This window comes from Duganella sp. sic0402, from assembly GCF_019219065.1.
Lineage (GTDB): Bacteria > Pseudomonadota > Gammaproteobacteria > Burkholderiales > Burkholderiaceae_D > Rugamonas.
Map to the genome: position 1 here is coordinate 250,660 of NZ_JAHUWK010000009.1, position 16,636 is coordinate 267,295.

The 16,636-nt window shown below is 58.7% G+C and carries 14 protein-coding genes; 13 read left to right on the forward strand and 1 reads right to left on the reverse strand.

Annotated features, from left to right (window positions below; genetic code table 11):
• The first annotated feature begins 581 nt into the window (after positions 1-581).
• From KW842_RS20990 to KW842_RS21025, 8 genes are all read left to right on the forward strand, one after another.
• On the forward strand, positions 582-1,619 hold the full coding sequence (locus KW842_RS20990; RefSeq protein ID WP_218306066.1) for a nitronate monooxygenase family protein: 1,038 nt from the start codon (positions 582-584) through the stop codon (positions 1,617-1,619).
• A gap of 18 nt (positions 1,620-1,637) precedes the next feature.
• Positions 1,638-3,248 (forward strand): GMC family oxidoreductase, encoded by a 1,611-nt coding sequence (locus tag KW842_RS20995; RefSeq protein WP_218306067.1) that lies wholly within the window; start codon positions 1,638-1,640, stop codon positions 3,246-3,248.
• A 106-nt stretch (positions 3,249-3,354) separates the two neighbouring features.
• Entirely contained in the window at positions 3,355-4,125 is a 771-nt protein-coding gene (locus KW842_RS21000) for an ABC transporter ATP-binding protein (RefSeq protein ID WP_218306068.1), read from the forward strand.
• A complete protein-coding gene (locus tag KW842_RS21005) occupies positions 4,125-4,832 on the forward strand; it encodes an ABC transporter ATP-binding protein (protein ID WP_218306069.1) in 708 nt (235 codons plus the stop codon). The genes KW842_RS21000 and KW842_RS21005 overlap by 1 nt, the downstream gene beginning before the upstream one ends.
• A 20-nt stretch (positions 4,833-4,852) precedes the next feature.
• Positions 4,853-6,049 carry an ABC transporter substrate-binding protein gene (locus tag KW842_RS21010; RefSeq protein WP_218306070.1) on the forward strand — a complete coding sequence of 399 codons (1,197 nt, stop codon included), beginning with the start codon at positions 4,853-4,855 and terminating at the stop codon, positions 6,047-6,049.
• Positions 6,050-6,055: 6 nt separating this feature from the next.
• On the forward strand, positions 6,056-6,940 hold the full coding sequence (locus KW842_RS21015; protein ID WP_218306071.1) for a branched-chain amino acid ABC transporter permease: 885 nt from the start codon (positions 6,056-6,058) through the stop codon (positions 6,938-6,940).
• Positions 6,940-7,914 carry a branched-chain amino acid ABC transporter permease gene (locus KW842_RS21020; RefSeq protein WP_218306092.1) on the forward strand — a complete coding sequence of 325 codons (975 nt, stop codon included), beginning with the start codon at positions 6,940-6,942 and terminating at the stop codon, positions 7,912-7,914. Before KW842_RS21015 ends, KW842_RS21020 begins: the two co-directional genes overlap by 1 nt.
• A 7-nt stretch (positions 7,915-7,921) precedes the next feature.
• Positions 7,922-9,949, forward strand: a complete 2,028-nt coding sequence (locus KW842_RS21025) for a D-(-)-3-hydroxybutyrate oligomer hydrolase (RefSeq protein ID WP_218306072.1) — start codon at positions 7,922-7,924, stop codon at positions 9,947-9,949.
• 22 nt (positions 9,950-9,971) lie between these two features.
• Here KW842_RS21025 and KW842_RS21030 read toward each other — a convergent pair whose 3' ends face one another.
• Positions 9,972-11,138, reverse strand: a complete 1,167-nt coding sequence (locus KW842_RS21030; RefSeq protein ID WP_218306073.1) for an iron-containing alcohol dehydrogenase — start codon at positions 11,136-11,138, stop codon at positions 9,972-9,974.
• 120 nt (positions 11,139-11,258) lie between these two features.
• Between KW842_RS21030 and KW842_RS21035 the strand changes: the two genes are divergently transcribed.
• The 5 genes from KW842_RS21035 (at position 11,259) to KW842_RS21055 (ending at position 16,506) form a co-directional block, all read left to right on the forward strand.
• A complete protein-coding gene (locus KW842_RS21035; protein WP_218306074.1) occupies positions 11,259-12,023 on the forward strand; it encodes a TSUP family transporter in 765 nt (254 codons plus the stop codon).
• Between the two features lie 158 nt (positions 12,024-12,181).
• The gene (mnmG, locus tag KW842_RS21040) at positions 12,182-14,107 is read left to right on the forward strand and encodes a tRNA uridine-5-carboxymethylaminomethyl(34) synthesis enzyme MnmG (RefSeq protein ID WP_218306075.1); all 1,926 of its coding nucleotides are present in this window, start codon (positions 12,182-12,184) and stop codon (positions 14,105-14,107) included.
• Complete coding sequence (rsmG, locus tag KW842_RS21045; protein WP_218306076.1) at positions 14,104-14,754, forward strand: 16S rRNA (guanine(527)-N(7))-methyltransferase RsmG; 651 nt, start codon at positions 14,104-14,106, stop codon at positions 14,752-14,754. Before mnmG ends, rsmG begins: the two co-directional genes overlap by 4 nt.
• A 102-nt stretch (positions 14,755-14,856) precedes the next feature.
• Positions 14,857-15,627, forward strand: a complete 771-nt coding sequence (locus KW842_RS21050) for a ParA family protein (RefSeq protein ID WP_218306077.1) — start codon at positions 14,857-14,859, stop codon at positions 15,625-15,627.
• 9 nt (positions 15,628-15,636) lie between these two features.
• On the forward strand, positions 15,637-16,506 hold the full coding sequence (locus KW842_RS21055; RefSeq protein WP_218306078.1) for a ParB/RepB/Spo0J family partition protein: 870 nt from the start codon (positions 15,637-15,639) through the stop codon (positions 16,504-16,506).
• Positions 16,507-16,636: the final 130 nt, after the last annotated feature.

Consider the following 16,636-nt stretch of genomic DNA (forward strand, 5'->3'; position numbering starts at 1 on the left):
GTGAACGGCTTTGCTGAGAGGGGAGCACTTTGATAGCGTTGGCAAAACCAAGCAGCGAGACATCCACCGATTGAATCGATGAAGTGACATAGGCCTCCATCGCTTTGACGTGATGTTCGGTTTGTTTTTGCAGCGAGAGTTCGCGTTCTACGTAGGAAGAGTGGAGTTGGCTAACCACAACAGCAATAGCCAGTGTAGCCATGGACAACAGGGCGGTGATCAATCGTCGCCGAAAACGAATGTAAGCAGGCGACCGGGATTTTTTGTGCGTAGAAGGCAAAACATCTCCGGTTTGAGGTGTTTGTTTGGCAACTCCAGTATATCGAAGGTTTTATGGTTTACTCTAAAGATGTAGATATAAAAATAGTGATAGTTGTTAACAACCACGGTTTTCTGTGGATAAGTCATCAATCTGGATTAGAATCAGGCGTTTACGCGATTTATAAGACGGCGCGTAAACCGTGTATGAGCGAAGAACTGTTTTGGGATAAAAAAAGTCCTCCCAAAAATTTATTTGTTTACTCACATTCCGCACCTGTGGATATCCATACGCTTATCCACAGCTCCCAACAGGAGAATCGATGACCCTCGCGTCTGTTTTTCCGCATCCCATCATCCAGGGACCGACCGCTGGCGGCTTTAATACGCCAGCGCAGGTCGCAGCGGTGTCCAATGCCGGTGCGCTGGGGTCTTTAGCCTGTTCCCTGCTGTCTCCCGAACTGATACGTGCGCAAACTGCGCAGATCCGCGCGTTTACGGACCGGCCGTTTTGCCTGAATTTTTTCGTTCAGCAGACGCCAAATCCTTCTATAGATGCAGTAGAGCAGGCGAAACAGTGGCTGAAACCGGTCTGGTCTTCGCTGGGATGGACAGAATTGCCCACACCGGCAAAATGGTGCGAGGACTTTGCCGCCCAATTTGAGGCATTGATCGCATTGCGGCCCGCCGTGGCAAGCTTTACTTTTGGCATCCTCGATGCGGAGCAAGTGCGGCGTTTGCATGAGGCCGGTATTTTTGTGATCGGCACCATTACGCATGTTGATGAAGCGCTGGCCTGGGAACGTTGCGGCGCCGACGCCGTGATTGCTTCCGGCCTAGAGTCTGGCGGACATCGCGGTACTTTCATCGGCGCGCAGGAAGACGCCATACTGGGCACATTTGAATTGCTGCCGTTAGTTGTTGCGGCAGTGCGTATTCCGGTGATTTCCGCCGGCGGCATCATGCATGGCGCGGATATCAGACGGGCATTGGATGGCGGCGCGCAGGCAGTGCAGATGGGAACGGCGTTTCTGGTGAGTGACGAATCCGCTATCGGGCCAGCCTATAAACAGCGCTTGCTGACGGCCGGCGAGCATCCAACCAGGTTGACGCGCACTTTTTCTGGCCGCTATGCGCGCGGACTGGAAAATCACTTCATGCGGATGATGGCGGATCAGGAAAGCGTTCTGCCACCGTATCCGATTCAAAATGCCTTAACTTCGCCTATCCGAGCGGAGGCGGGCAAGCGCGGGGAAACCGAATTGATGTCACTGTGGTGCGGAACCGGCGTGGCGCGGGCGCGTCCCATGCCTGCGGCGAAACTGGTGGAGACTTTGCTGGCGGAGATCGGCAAAAAATAAACGACGAGGAGACTGTTTTTGGAATCAGCAGGCAGCTACGACTACATCATCATCGGCGCTGGCTCGGCTGGCTGTGTATTGGCCAACCGGCTTAGCGCAAACAAGGACACCGAAGTCCTGCTGATTGAAGCAGGCGGCCGCGACGATTATGTGTGGATACACATCCCGGTCGGCTATTTGCACTGCATAGACAATCCCAGAACAGACTGGAAATTTCGCACCGAAGCCGAGTCGGGCCTGGGGGACCGCAGCCTGCTTTATCCGCGCGGCAAAGTACTTGGGGGAAGTTCTTCGATCAACGGCATGATTTACATGCGTGGCCAAGCCGGTGATTATGATCGCTGGGCCGAGTTGACCGGCGACGACAGCTGGCGCTGGGAGTCGGTGCTGCCACTGTTTAAAAAGAGCGAGGACTACCACGGCGGCGCATCGGAATTCCATGGCGCCGGTGGTTTATGGCGCGTCGAAAAACAGCGTTTGTCCTGGCAGATACTGGACGCCTTCCGCGAAGCCGCTGCCGAAACCGGCATCCAGAAAATCGACGACTTCAATCGCGGCGATAATGCCGGCTGCGGCTATTTTGAAGTGAATCAAAAACGCGGCATACGCTGGAACACGGCCAAGGCATTTTTAAAACCCGCTGCGCGCAGAGCGAATCTGACGGTCATGACCGGCTGCCACGTGGAACGTTTGCAGATCGAAAATCGCGTTTGTACCGGCGTGATGTTTACCGGCGGCGGCACGCAGTTCATCGCCACCGCGCACAAAGAAACCCTGCTGGCGGCTGGCGCCGTTGGTAGTCCGCAGATTTTGCAATGCTCCGGCATCGGTCCCGCCGCGCGTTTGCATGAGCTGGGCATACAGCCCGTGGTCGATCTGCCTGGCGTCGGCGAAAATCTGCAAGACCATCTGCAACTGCGCATGATTTACAAGCTGGGCAAGGGGGCGCGCACACTGAATACGATGACGTCGAACTGGTTCGGCAAGCTGCGTATCGGCCTGGAATATGCGATGTTCCAGAGTGGCCCGATGTCGATGGCGCCGTCGCAGCTGGGCGCGTTTGCGCGTTCCAACGCCAGCGAGAAAACGCCGAACCTGCAATACCATGTGCAGCCGCTGTCGCTGGAAAAATTTGGCGATCCTTTGCATATCTTCCCTGCGTTCACTGCGAGCGTGTGCAATCTGCGTCCGACTTCGCGCGGCCATGTACGAATAGCCAGCGCCGATCCGTATGCGCCGCCGAAAATTTCACCGATGTATCTGAGCACGCCGGAAGACCGCAAAGTCGCCGCCGAAGCGCTGAACCTGACGCGCAATATCGTCGCCGCACCGGCACTGAAAAAGTACGCGCCGGAAGAATACAAGCCAGGCGCGCACTACCGCAGCGATGAAGAATTGGCCGAAGCCGCCGGCGCCATCGGCACCACGATTTTCCATCCGGTCGGCACCTGCAAGATGGGGCGCGCTGATGATCCGGATGCGGTGGTTGACAGCGAACTGCGCGTCAAAGGCGTGGCCAGATTGCGCGTTGTGGATGCGTCCGTCATGCCTTTCATCACCTCCGGAAATACAAATTCCCCTACGATCATGATCGCGGAAAAAGCGGCGCAATTAATCCGCGCCACTTAAATTCAGATCAAGAAATCATCGTATTTATACTGTATTGTTGACGAATTTATTACTGTGTATGATCTAGAAAAAATTGGTACTTTGAAAAGAATAACAGGGAGACAGGATGTCCGACGTTATCTTGGAAACAAAGCACTTGACCAAGGAATTCAAGGGTTTTACCGCGGTCAATGATGTGAATCTCAAAGTACAGCGCGGCCACATCCACGCGCTGATCGGCCCCAACGGGGCGGGTAAAACCACATGCTTCAATCTCCTCACCAAGTTTCTGGCACCCAGCTCCGGCCAGATCCATTTCAACGGCCATGACATCACGGCCGCGCGGCCGGCACAGATCGCGCGCATGGGCGTGATCCGCTCGTTTCAGATTTCGGCCGTGTTTCCACACCTGACGGTGTTGCAGAATGTGCGCATAGGCTTGCAGCGCCAGCTCGGCAGCAGCTTCTTTTTCTGGCAAAGCGAACGCGCGCTGGACCAGCTCAACGACCGTGCCATGCAGCTGCTGGGGGAAGTCGATCTGACTGAATTCGCCGACACCATCACCGTCGATATGCCTTATGGCCGCAAGCGCGCTTTGGAAATCGCCACCACGCTGGCGATGGAGCCGGAACTGATGCTGCTGGATGAACCGACGCAAGGCATGGGCCATGAGGATGTGCACCGGGTCACCGAGCTCATCAAAAAAGTATCGGTGGGCCGCACCATTCTGATGGTCGAACACAATATGAAAGTGGTGTCCGGCATTTGCGACAAGATCTCCGTCTTGCAGCGCGGTGCGATGCTGGCTGAAGGCGCTTACGCCGAGGTGTCGACCAATCCGCAGGTGATGGAAGCGTATATGGGCACGGAAGCGGCGGTGCTCGAAGGAGCGCACTGATGACCGCCGCGCTGGAGATCGCCAAGCTGCAAGCCTGGTATGGCGAGTCGCACATTCTGCACAACGTCAATATGACGGTGCAGCCGGGCGAAGTGGTGACGCTGCTTGGCCGCAACGGTGCCGGCCGCACCACCACGCTGCGCGCCATCATGGGCCTGACCGGCGCGCGCCAGGGCTCGATCAAGGTGAATGGCGAGGAAGCGATCGGCTTGCCGACGCACAAAATCGCCCACCTCGGCATCGGCTATTGCCCGGAGGAGCGGGGGATTTTTTCCTCGCTGTCGGCGGAAGAAAACCTGATGCTGCCGCCGCAATTGAACGGCGCCGACAAGGGCATGCCAGTGCCGGAAATCTATGCGATGTTCCCGAATCTTGAAGAGCGCAGGCACAGCCAGGGCACGCGGCTGTCCGGCGGCGAGCAGCAGATGCTGGCGGTGGCGCGCATCCTGCGCACCGGTGCGCGCCTGCTGCTGCTGGACGAAATTTCCGAAGGCCTGGCGCCGGTGATCGTGCAGGGACTGGCGCGCATGATCACGACGCTGAAAGCGAAGGGCTACACCATCGTCATGGTGGAACAGAATTTCCGGTTTGCCGCGCCATTGGCCGACCGGTTTTATGTGATGGAACACGGGCAAATTGTGGAGACCTTTGTTGCATCCGAGTTGAGCGCCAAGATGCCGGTGTTGACCGAGCTATTGGGGGTTTAAACCTTGGTAGGGAGACAAAAATGAACATCAAAGTCATCACCCTTGCGGTCGCCGCCTGTGCATCCTGGTCGGCCCAGGCGCAGATTTCCGGCGACACCGTCAAGATCGGTTTCATCACCGACATGTCCGGCCTGTACACCGACATCGATGGCGCGGGCGGCGCCGAAGCCATCAAGATGGCGATTGCCGATGCGGGCGGCAATATCAACGGCAAGAAGATCGAATTCATTTCTGCTGACCACCAGAACAAGGCCGACATCGCTGCCTCCAAGGCGCGCGAATGGTTTGATCAGCAGGGCGTCGATATGCTGATCGGCGGCACCAACTCCGGCGCCAATCTGGCCATGGCCAAAGTGGCGGCGGAGAAGAAAAAAATCTTCATTTCGATCGGCGCCGGCTCGGCCCGCCTGACCAACGAAGAATGCACGCCGTACACCGTGCATTACGCCTATGACACCATCGCACTGGCGCGCGGCACTGGCGGCGCCATCGTCAAGCAGGGCGGCAAGAACTGGTATTTCATGACCGCCGATTATGCGTTTGGCCAGTCGCTGGAGAAGGATACGTCGGAGCTGGTGAAGTCGGCCGGCGGCAAGGTGATGGGTTCGGTCAAGCATCCGCTGTCGGCGTCGGATTTTTCGTCCTTCCTGTTGCAGGCGCAATCGTCGGGCGCGCAGATTCTCGGCCTGGCCAACGCGGGCGGCGATGCGATCAACTCGATCAAGGCGGCCAACGAGTTCGGCATCACCAAGAAGATGAAGCTGGCCGGGCTGCTGATCTTCATCAACGACGTGCACTCGCTGGGCCTGAACCTGACGCAGGGCATGTACCTGACCGACGGCTGGTACTGGGATCAGAACGACGACACGCGTGCCTGGGCGAAACGCTATTTCGCCAAGATGAAAAAGGAACCGTCGATGTTGCAGGCGGCGGACTATTCGGCGGCTGGCAATTACCTGAAAGCGGTGAAGGCAGTTGGCGCCGATGATTCCGACAAAGTGATGGCCTACCTGAAAGCGAACAAGATCAACGATATGTTCACCAAGAACGGCGTGATCCGCCCGGACGGCCGCATGGTGCACGATATGTATCTGATGGAAGTGAAGAAACCATCCGAGTCGAAATATCCATGGGATTACTACAAGGTGTTGGCCACGATTCCGGGCGACCAGGCCTACGCCACCAAAGCGGAAACCAAGTGCAGCCTGTGGAAATAAGCTGAGATGGAAATCTTCGGCTATCCCTTGCCCATGATAATGAGCCAGCTGCTGCTGGGTCTGGTGAACGGCTCGTTCTATGCGATGCTGTCGCTCGGCCTTGCCGTGATTTTCGGCCTGCTCAATGTGATTAACTTTTCGCACGGCGCGCTGTACATGATGGGCGCGTTCCTGGCGTGGATGGGCATCGAATACGCCGGTCTCAACTATTGGGTGATGCTGGTCCTGGCGCCGCTGCTGGTCGGGGTGTTCGGCGTCATCATCGAAAAGACCATGCTGCGCCATCTGTACAAGCTGGACCATCTGTATGGGCTGCTGCTGACCTTCGGTATCACGCTGCTGGTGGAGGGCGTGTTCCGCTCGTTCTATGGCGTCTCCGGCCAGCCATTCCAGACACCCGAGGCGCTGGCCGGCGCCACCGACCTCGGTTTCATGGTGCTGCCGAATTACCGCGCCTGGGTGGTGCTGGCGTCGCTGACGGTGTGCCTGTCCACCTGGTTCGTGATCGAGAAGACCAAACTGGGTGCCTACCTGCGCGCCGGCACCGAGAATCCCAAGCTGGTCGAAGCCTTCGGCGTCAACGTACCGCTGATGGTGACGCTCACCTATGGCTTCGGCGTCGCTTTGGCGGGCTTTGCAGGCGTTTTGGCGGCCCCAATCATCCAGGTGCAGCCCCTGATGGGGCAGAACCTGATTATCGTCGTATTCGCCGTTGTGGTGATCGGCGGCATGGGGTCGATCATGGGCTCGATCCTGACCGGGCTGGCGCTGGGCGTCATCGAAGGATTGACCAAGGTGTTCTATCCGGAGTTTTCATCGACGGTGGTGTTCCTGGTGATGGTGGTGGTGCTGCTGCTGCGTCCGGCAGGCTTGTTTGGCAAGGAAAAATGATGAACAAGAAAATCGGCTACCTCATTGCCTTGGCGATCGCGATTGCCGCGCCGTTTGTCGGCTATCCGGTGTTCCTGTCCAAGCTGCTGTGTTTTGCGCTGTTTGCCTGCGCCTTCAACCTGCTGATTGGCTTTACCGGTTTGCTGTCCTTCGGCCATGCGGCCTTCTTCGGTATGGCGGGCTATTTCGCCGGCAACGCGCTGAAGAACTGGGGCCTGCCATTTGAGCTGGGTCTACTGACTGGCGTTGTAGCGGGCGCGCTGATCGGGCTGGTGATGGGCGCGCTGGCGATCCGCCGGCAGGGCATCTACTTTTCGATGATCACGCTGGCGCTGGCGCAGATGGTGTATTTCGGCGCCCTGCGGGCAGGGGAGTTCACCGGTGGCGAAGACGGCTTGCAAGGTGTTCCACGTGGAAGGCTGTTCGGCGTGGTCGACCTGAGCAATGACACCGTCTTGTACTTTGTGGTGCTCGGCATCTGCGTGCTGGCGTTTGCGCTGATCGTGCGCACGGTGCATTCACCGTTTGGCCAGGTGCTGAAGGCAATCAAGGAAAACGAGGCGCGCGCCGTCTCGCTTGGGTACGACGTGGACAAGTACAAGCTGCTGGCCTTCGTGCTGTCGGCTGCGTTGGCGGCACTGGCCGGCGCCACCAAAACCGTGGTGCTGGGATTCGAAACCTTGACCGATGTCCATTGGACGATGTCTGGTTTGGTTATCCTGATGACGCTGGTCGGCGGCATGGGGACGCTGGCCGGGCCGATGCTTGGGGCGATCATCATCATCGCGCTGGAAAACAAACTGGGCGACTGGGGCACGCTGCTGGCGGGCGTTACCGGCATCGAGTGGTTTAACACCATCGGGGAAGCGGTCAACATGGTGGTTGGCCTGATCTTCATTGTTTGTGTGCTGTCGTTCCGGCGCGGGATTATTGGCGAGTTCATCGCACTGGCCGGAAAGAAGAAACCAGTGTGAGGACGCTATGCAACTCAAAACCATGGTGCTGGCGCTGGCCGGCACAGCAGTCGCCGCCTGCGGCGCGCACCGGCATGACGAGCCGGAAGAGCTGAACATCAAGCCGGCGCATCTCGGCGACATCAGCAGCAAAACCTACGACGGCGCCAGCGACGATCTGCTGACCGCCGGCCTGGGCAAGACGGGATTGGCGGCCAGCGCGCCGGCCTTTGCCGATCCGGCCCATCCTACGGCCGCAGAACTGCGCCGCAACGCCATCCACAGCAATTACCGCGCAGTGCTCGATATTGCCGCCAACAGCGGCTACGGCACGCTGTACGGGCCGAATGTCGATGCCCAAGGCGTGGCCGGAGCTGGCGAGGGCAAGATCGCCGGCAGCGAGCACATCGTCTACACGGACAACAACGTGACCCTGATGGTGCAGGTGCCGGCTGGCTTTGACGTGAAAAAACCCTGCATCGTGACCGGCACATCGAGCGGCTCGCGCGGCATCTATGGCGCCATCGGTAGCTCGGGCGAATGGGGATTGAAGAATAATTGCGCGGTCGCCTACAGCGACAAAGGCGGCGGCACCGGCCTCTACATCTTCGACGATGACAGCGTGAACCTGCAGGATGGCTTGCGGGCCACGCGTGCGGCGGCGGACAAAAACGCTATCTTCGCGCCGGTGCTCAGCGATGCGGAGCGGGCGGCGTTTGCTACCGCTTCTCCGGGCCGGGTCGCCTTCAAGCATGCGCACTCGCAGCTGAACCCGGAAAAGGACTGGGGCAAGTTCACCTTGCAGGCGGTGGCGTTTGCTTTCTATGTGCTCAACGAAAAGTACGGCGCATTGGCACGCGATAACAAACGCCACATCGTTGCGTTGACGCCCAAGAACACCATCACGATTGCCTCCAGCATCTCCAATGGCGCCGGCGCGGCCTTGCTGGCGGCGGAACAGGACAGCGAGGGCCTGATCTCCGGCGTGGCCGTCAGCGAGCCGCAGATCCAGCCTAAAGCCGCCAGCGGCTACACAGTGCGGCAGGGCGCGGCGGCAGTGACGGGGCAGGGCAAGTCGCTCGTGGATTACGCGACTTACGCGGCGCTGTATCAGCCTTGTTTATCGCCCGGCCGCTGCACGGCGCTGGTTGGCAAGGGGCTGCTGAGTGGTGCCGATCTGGCCGCGCAGCAGAACGACGCCAAGGCGCGTCTGAGAGCTTACGGCTGGCTGGCGGATTCTGATGTGTTGCATAACGCGCATGCGGCCACCAACGTGCTGGTGGCGGTCACGTATGCCCACGCCTATGGCAAGTTTTCTGTGACAGATAAGGTCTGTGGTTTTACATTTGCGCAGACTGGCGCGAACGGCATGCCGCTGGCGTTCACGGCTGAGCAGAGGGCTGCCAGCTTCGCCACGCAGAATGGCATCATCGGCAATGTGGTGTACGAGGATGCAATCGGCGGCGCGCAGGCATACAACCTGGGTGTATCGCCAAGTAGCGGCATTGCGGACCAATCGCTGGATGGCTTCGTGTGCCTGCGTTCATTGGCGACCGGAATCGATACGCTGACCGGCGCGCCATTGACTGGGACGCTGGCCGCACAAAGCGCGCGCATCCGCGCCGGTGTGGCCGAGGTTCAGGCCAGCGGCAACCTGAAAGGCAAGCCAGCTATCATCGTGCATGGGCGCAGGGATACATTGATCCCGGTGAACTTTGCCTCGCGTGCGTATGTGGGCTTGAATGCGTCGGTGGAGGGCGGGGCCAGCAAGCTGCGTTATATTGAAGTGACCAACGCCAATCACTTCGATGCGTTTGCGAGTCTGCTACCGGAAAGCGTGGTGCCGCTGCATCTGTACCTGTTCAGGGCGCTGGACGCGATGCTGGCCCATCTGCGCGGCGCTACGCCATTGCCGCCATCGCAAGTGGTGCGGACGGTAACGCGTACGGACAATACGACGGCGATCACCGCCGCCAACTTGCCGCCGTTCGCCGCAACCCCAACGGCGGCGAACTCGATCACGGTCAGTGGCGCAGTGGTAACAATCCCTGATTGAGCGGAGCGCCGTGCGGGGGGAATTACAGCGCAGCAGCGTAGATAGCGCGCGCATCCTCGCGGGTCACTAGGCGAGGGTTATTGCCGAGTAGGCGGGTCTGCAGCATGGCATCATCCGCCAACCGGTCCAGATCCGCTTCCCTGATACCGACCTGTTGCAGCGTACGCTCAATGCCGGTGACGGTAGCGATTTGTTGCATCGTAACAGCCAGCGCCTCCGCCCGTGCCTCAATGGAACCGCTGGCTGCCGGCACAACAATCTCCGCCAGCTCCGCATACAAATCCGCCGCTTCAGGCGCATTAAAACGCAGCACGTGCGGCAGCACCAGCGAGTTCGACAAGCCATGTGGCACGTGAAATATCCCGCCGATCGGATAGGCTAGCGCATGCACCGCCGCCACCGGCGCGTTTGAGAAAGCCTGCCCGGCCAGCATCGCACCCAGCAGCATGGCTTGGCGCGCGTGCAGATCCCTACCGTTCTCGCAGACCGTAATCAGGTTGGCCGACAACAATTGCAAAGCCTTGCGTGCCAGAATATCGGACAAAGGGTTCTTCTTGTGCTTGCTGGTATAAGCCTCAATCGCATGTACCATGGCGTCGATACCAGTAGCGGCGGTCACATGTGACGGTAGCCCCAGCGTCAGCTCCGCATCAAGCAATGCCAAATCGGCATAGAGTTGTGGAGCGACGACGCCCATCTTTGTGGTAGCGCCGGTGGTGACGATGGCGATATTGGTGACTTCCGATCCGGTCCCTGCGGTAGTGGGAATCTGCACCAGCGGCAACCGCGCACCCTTCACATTGCCAATGCCGTAGATAGCGCTGATCGGCTGCGCACTGCTGGCCAGCACAGCAATCAGCTTGGCCACATCCATCGAGCTGCCGCCGCCCAGGCCGATGACGATGTCCGCCCCGAACGCGCGCGCTGCATCAACCGCCTCCAGCACCACTGCCTCTGGCGGATCGGCGACCACCTTGGAATATACCGCCACCGCTAGTCCGGCATCGCGCAAGCTGGCTGCCGGCGCATCGACCAGACCAGTTTTCAGGAAGCCCGGATCGGTGACCAGCAGCGCCCGTTTGACGTCCGGAAAGTGCTGGGCAATGTGCGCGCCCAAGCGTCCGGCGGCGCCGAGTTCGGAAACGATGTGGGCCACGGTGCTGAAACTAAAGGCGGGGAAGTCAGTCATGAAGGCGTCCGTTCAGTGGTGAATTCCCGTCAAGCTTACCGCAAGCCATGCCGGATGCGCATAAGCTAGCTCACATTTCTTCCGTACAATAGAGCTTTGCACGTTGGAGATGGCGGGATCATGGTGGACTTTTGGGTGTTAGGTGTTGCTGCGTTTGGCGCAGGCTTGGTCGATGCAGTGGTGGGCGGAGGAGGGCTGATACAGCTGCCGACCATGTTCACCGTTTTCCCCAATATGGCGCCGGCCACGCTGATCGGCACCAACAAGCTGGCCAGTATCTTCGGCACCAGCGTGGCGGCAGTCAGCTACGCACGGCGCGTGGCAATTGCCTGGTCGGTAGCGACTCCTGCGGCGATGGCCGCGCTGGTCTTTGCCTTCCTGGGCGCGTACACCGTCACTCACGTATCCGCCGATTTCATGCGTACCGCGCTGCCGATAGTGCTGGTATTGGTGGCCATCTACACCTTTGCCAAGAAAGACTTCGGCAGCGTCCATGCGCCCATCCATACTGGTGCCAAGGAGCAGTCGCTGGCGCTGGTGGTCGGTGCGGTGATCGGTTTCTATGACGGTTTCTTTGGCCCCGGCACGGGCAGCTTCCTGGTGTTCCTGTTTGTGCGGGTGTTTGGCTTTGACTTCCTCGGCGCATCGGCGGTCGCCAAGATCGTCAACGTTGCGTGTAACTTTGCCGGTCTGGTCTGGTTCGGCTATGCAGGACACCTGATCTGGCAGCTGGGTTTGACCATGGCCGTGTGCCAGATTGCCGGTTCTGTGATCGGTTCTCGGCTGGCGATGAAGCATGGCAGTGGCTTTGTCAGGAAGCTGTTCCTGGTCGTGGTATCGGTGTTGATCGTCAAAACAGGTCACGATGCATGGTTGCGTTGGTGATACTGTTTCACGTGGAACAAAGTTGAAAGGGCACTTAGTGCCCTTTTTTTATTGTTTCACGTGGAACAGAAACCAACAATATTTTTGCCTAAAAAAGTCGCAGTACCAAAAAAACTCTATAATTTGACCTTGATCCCTTCGCCTTAAATTTTTCCACCATGTTATTCCCTACCAAATTCGACGTTATCGTTGTCGGCGGCGGTCATGCCGGCACCGAAGCAGCGCTTGCTTCTGCCCGCATGGGCCAGAAGACGCTGCTACTTACCCACAACATTGAGACGCTGGGTCAGATGTCGTGCAACCCTTCCATCGGCGGTATCGGCAAAGGCCATCTGGTCAAAGAAGTCGATGCGCTGGGCGGTGCCATGGCGCTCGCCACCGATGAGTCGGGCATCCAGTTCCGCATTCTGAATTCCTCCAAAGGCCCTGCCGTACGCGCTACCCGCGCCCAGGCCGACCGTATTCTGTACAAAGCCGCGATCCGTTCGCGCCTGGAAAACCAGCCTAACCTGTGGCTGTTCCAGCAGGCTGTAGACGACCTGATGGTGGAGGGCGAGCGCGTGGTCGGCGCCGTCACCCAGATCGGCCTGAAGTTCCTGGCGCCTGCCGTTGTGCTGACTGCCGGTACTTTCCTCGACGGTAAAATCCACGTTGGCCTGAACAACTACTCGGGCGGTCGCGCCGGCGATCCGCCAGCGGTGTCGCTGTCCGCGCGACTGAAAGAACTGAAGCTGCCGCAAGGCCGCCTGAAGACCGGTACGCCGCCGCGCATCGACGGCCGCAGCATCGACTTCACGCAGATGACCGAGCAGCCTGGCGATCTGGACCCGGTGCCAGTGTTTTCGGTGATGGGCAATACCGCCATGCACCCTGAGCAAATGCCATGCTGGATCACGCACACCAACCAGAAAACCCACGACATTATTCGTGGTGGCCTGGACCGCAGCCCGATGTACACCGGCGTGATCGAAGGTGTCGGCCCGCGTTATTGCCCGTCGATTGAAGACAAAATTCATCGTTTCTCGTCCAAGGAATCGCACCAGATTTTCCTGGAACCGGAAGGCCTGACGACCCACGAATTCTATCCAAACGGCATCTCCACCAGTCTGCCATTCGATGTGCAGATCGAGCTGGTACGCTCGATGAAAGGCCTGGAAAACGCGCACATTCTGCGTCCTGGCTATGCCATTGAATACGATTATTTCGACCCGCGCGGCTTGAAAGCGTCGCTGGAAACCAAGGCCATCAACGGCCTGTTCTTCGCTGGCCAGATCAACGGCACCACCGGCTACGAAGAAGCGGCGGCGCAGGGCCTGCTGGCTGGCGTCAACGCGGCACTGCAAACCCAGGGCAAGGAAGCCTGGACGCCTGCACGCTCGGAAGCCTATCTGGGCGTGATGGTGGATGACCTGGTCACGCAAGGCGTGATGGAGCCATACCGCATGTTCACCAGCCGCGCCGAATATCGCCTGAGCCTGCGCGAAGACAATGCCGACATGCGCCTGACTGAGATCGGCCGCAAGCTGGGTGTGATCGGCGATGCGCAGTGGGAAGCGTTCGATCGCAAGCGCGAATCAGTGGCGCGTGAACTGGAACGTTTGCGCTCGATCTGGGTGCATCCACGCATCGTCGAGGCGGCAGAATCCGAGCGTGTGATTGGCCAGGCCATCGAACGCGAGTATTCGCTAGCCGACTTACTGCGCCGCCCAGGCGTCGAGTACGACAAGTTAATGACGCTGAAAAGCAACGATGGCCGCGACCTGGCTGGCCCTGGCGAAACCGACGCAGCGGTCAAAGAACAGATCGAAATCCAGCTCAAGTATTCGGGCTATATCGACCGTCAGACGCGCGAAGTGGAGCGTCACGAGCACTACGAAAACCTGAAACTGCCGGAGAACTACAACTATCTGGACATCACCGCGCTGTCGGTGGAGGTACGCCAGAAGTTGCACGCGCAGCGACCTGAGACTTTGGGCCAGGCATCGCGTATTTCCGGTGTGACGCCAGCAGCGATTTCGCTGTTGCTGGTACACCTGAAAAAAGCCGGTTTCGGTGGTTTCGTTCAGAAAGATGAGGCAGCATGAAGGTGTTTGACCGTGGCGTAATCGCGGATGTTTTGAAACAAGGCATCAAGCAGCTGCCACTGCAGCTGAGCGAGGAACAGGTAGAAAAACTGCTGGACTACCTGGCCCTGCTGAACAAATGGAATTCGGTTTACAACCTGACCTCGGTGCGCGACCCATTGGAGATGGTCAAGCTGCACCTGTTGGATTCATTGGCGGCGGTAGCGGCTTTTGCTGGCGCCAGCAACGTGCTGGACGTGGGCGCAGGGGGCGGATTGCCGGGTATGGTGCTGGCGATCAGCCGGCCAGACATGAAAGTGTCGATGATCGACACGGTGCACAAGAAAACCGCCTTCCTGAATCAGGTAAAGGCGGAGCTGGGCTTGAGCAACGTGACGGTGTACACGAAGAAGGTGCAGGAGCTGGAAGTGAAGACGAAATTCGACGTCATTACCTCAAGAGCGTTCGCAGACCTATCGGACTTCGTCAACTGGTCCGGGCACCTGCTGGCAGAGGGCGGGCAATACATCGCCTTGAAAGGCACGGCGCCAGCAGAGGAGCGAGAGCGACTGCCAGCACCATGGAAAGTGCAGAAATTAGAACCTTTGGCAGTGCCAGGGCTGGACGCAGAGCGTCATCTGGTTTTCATCAAAGCCGAAACAGAATAAACGGTTTATACGGTATAAATGGTTTATATCATTTAGATAGTATAAATCGTTTATATCGTTTATACCGTATAAATCAAAAGCAACAATACACATAAGAAATACATGGCAAAAATTTTTTGCGTAGCAAATCAAAAGGGCGGCGTAGGCAAAACCACCACCACCGTTAACCTCGCCGCCGGTCTGGCAAAACTGGACCAGCGCGTGCTGCTGGTTGACCTGGACCCGCAGGGCAACGCCACCATGGGTGCAGGCATCAACAAGGCAGGACTGAAAGCATCGACCTACGAGGTGATGCTGGGCACGGCGGATGTCGCGACTGCGCGCCAGCGTTCCGAGCCGGGCCACTTCGACGTATTGCCATCCAACCGCGAGCTGGCCGGTGCCGAAGTAGAGATGGTGGAACTGGACAACCGCGAACGCCGCCTGAAGGAAGCGCTGGCGCTTGTGGATAAAGAGTACGATTTCATCCTGATCGATTGTCCTCCGGCTCTGTCGATGCTGACACTGAACGGCCTGTGCGCCGCGCATGGCGTGATCATTCCGATGCAGTGCGAGTACTACGCGCTGGAAGGGCTGTCCGATCTGGTCAACACCATCAAAAAGGTGCACGCCAACCTGAACCCGGACCTGAAGATCATCGGCCTGCTGCGCGTGATGTTCGATCCGCGCATGACGCTGTCGCAGCAGGTATCAGCACAACTGGAACAGCACTTCGGCGACAAAGTCTTCAAGACCATCATCCCGCGCAATGTGCGTCTGGCGGAAGCGCCGTCGTATGGCGTACCGGGCGTCACCTTCGATCCGACCTCCAAGGGTGCGCAGGCGTATATCGCCTTCGGCGCCGAGATGGTCAAGCGCATCAAGAAAATGTAAGGCAATCACATGGCAACCAAAAAACTCAAAGGCCTGGGTCGCGGCCTGGACGCGCTGCTGGGCGGCGACGGCGACTTGAACACGGCGGATGCGAACACGCCATCCGAACTGAAGGTCACGCAGATGCAGGCGGGTAAATACCAGCCGCGTACCCGCATGGATGAGGGCGGCTTGCAGGAGCTGGCCGCCTCGATCAAAACCCAGGGCATCATGCAGCCTATCCTGGTGCGTCCGGTCGGCAAGGACAAATACGAGATCATCGCCGGCGAGCGCCGCTTCCGCGCCGCGCAACTGGCTGGATTAGAGGTGCTGCCGGTACTGGTGCGGGATGTTGACGACCAGGCCGCCGCCGCGATGGCGCTGATCGAGAACATGCAGCGCGAGGACCTGAATCCGCTGGAAGAAGCGCAGGGCATTCATCGTCTGATCACCGACTTCGCGTTTACGCACGAACAGGCGGCCAATGCGGTTGGTCGTTCGCGCAGCGCCGTGTCCAACCTGCTGCGCCTCATGAATCTGGCAAGCGCGGTGCAAACCATGCTGATGGCCGGCGATATCGACATGGGCCACGCCCGCGCGCTGCTGGCGGTCGATGCCGCGACCCAGATCAACCTGGCCAATATGGTCATTGCCAAAAGATTATCGGTGCGCGAAACCGAGAAGCTGGTGACCAAAACGCTGGAAGAATTGAAGGCGTCGCCGAAAGAAGCGCGCGTCAAGGAAAAGTCCGGCGATATCACCCGCCTGGAAGAAGAGCTGTCGGACAAGCTGGCCACACCGGTTGTGTTCAAGATGGGCACCAAAGGCCGTGGCCAGATGATCATCGACTTCGCCGACCTCGACATCCTCGACGGTGTCCTGGCCCGCCTGCGCGCCTAACCGTCCGGGGTCAGATACCGTCTTGAATAGCAAGCCCTTTTGAAAGGTAATTGGCGTCAAAGGGCTTGCCGGTACGAATGACACCATAGATGAGATGCACGAGCTTATGCATCACGGCGCCGATTACGGC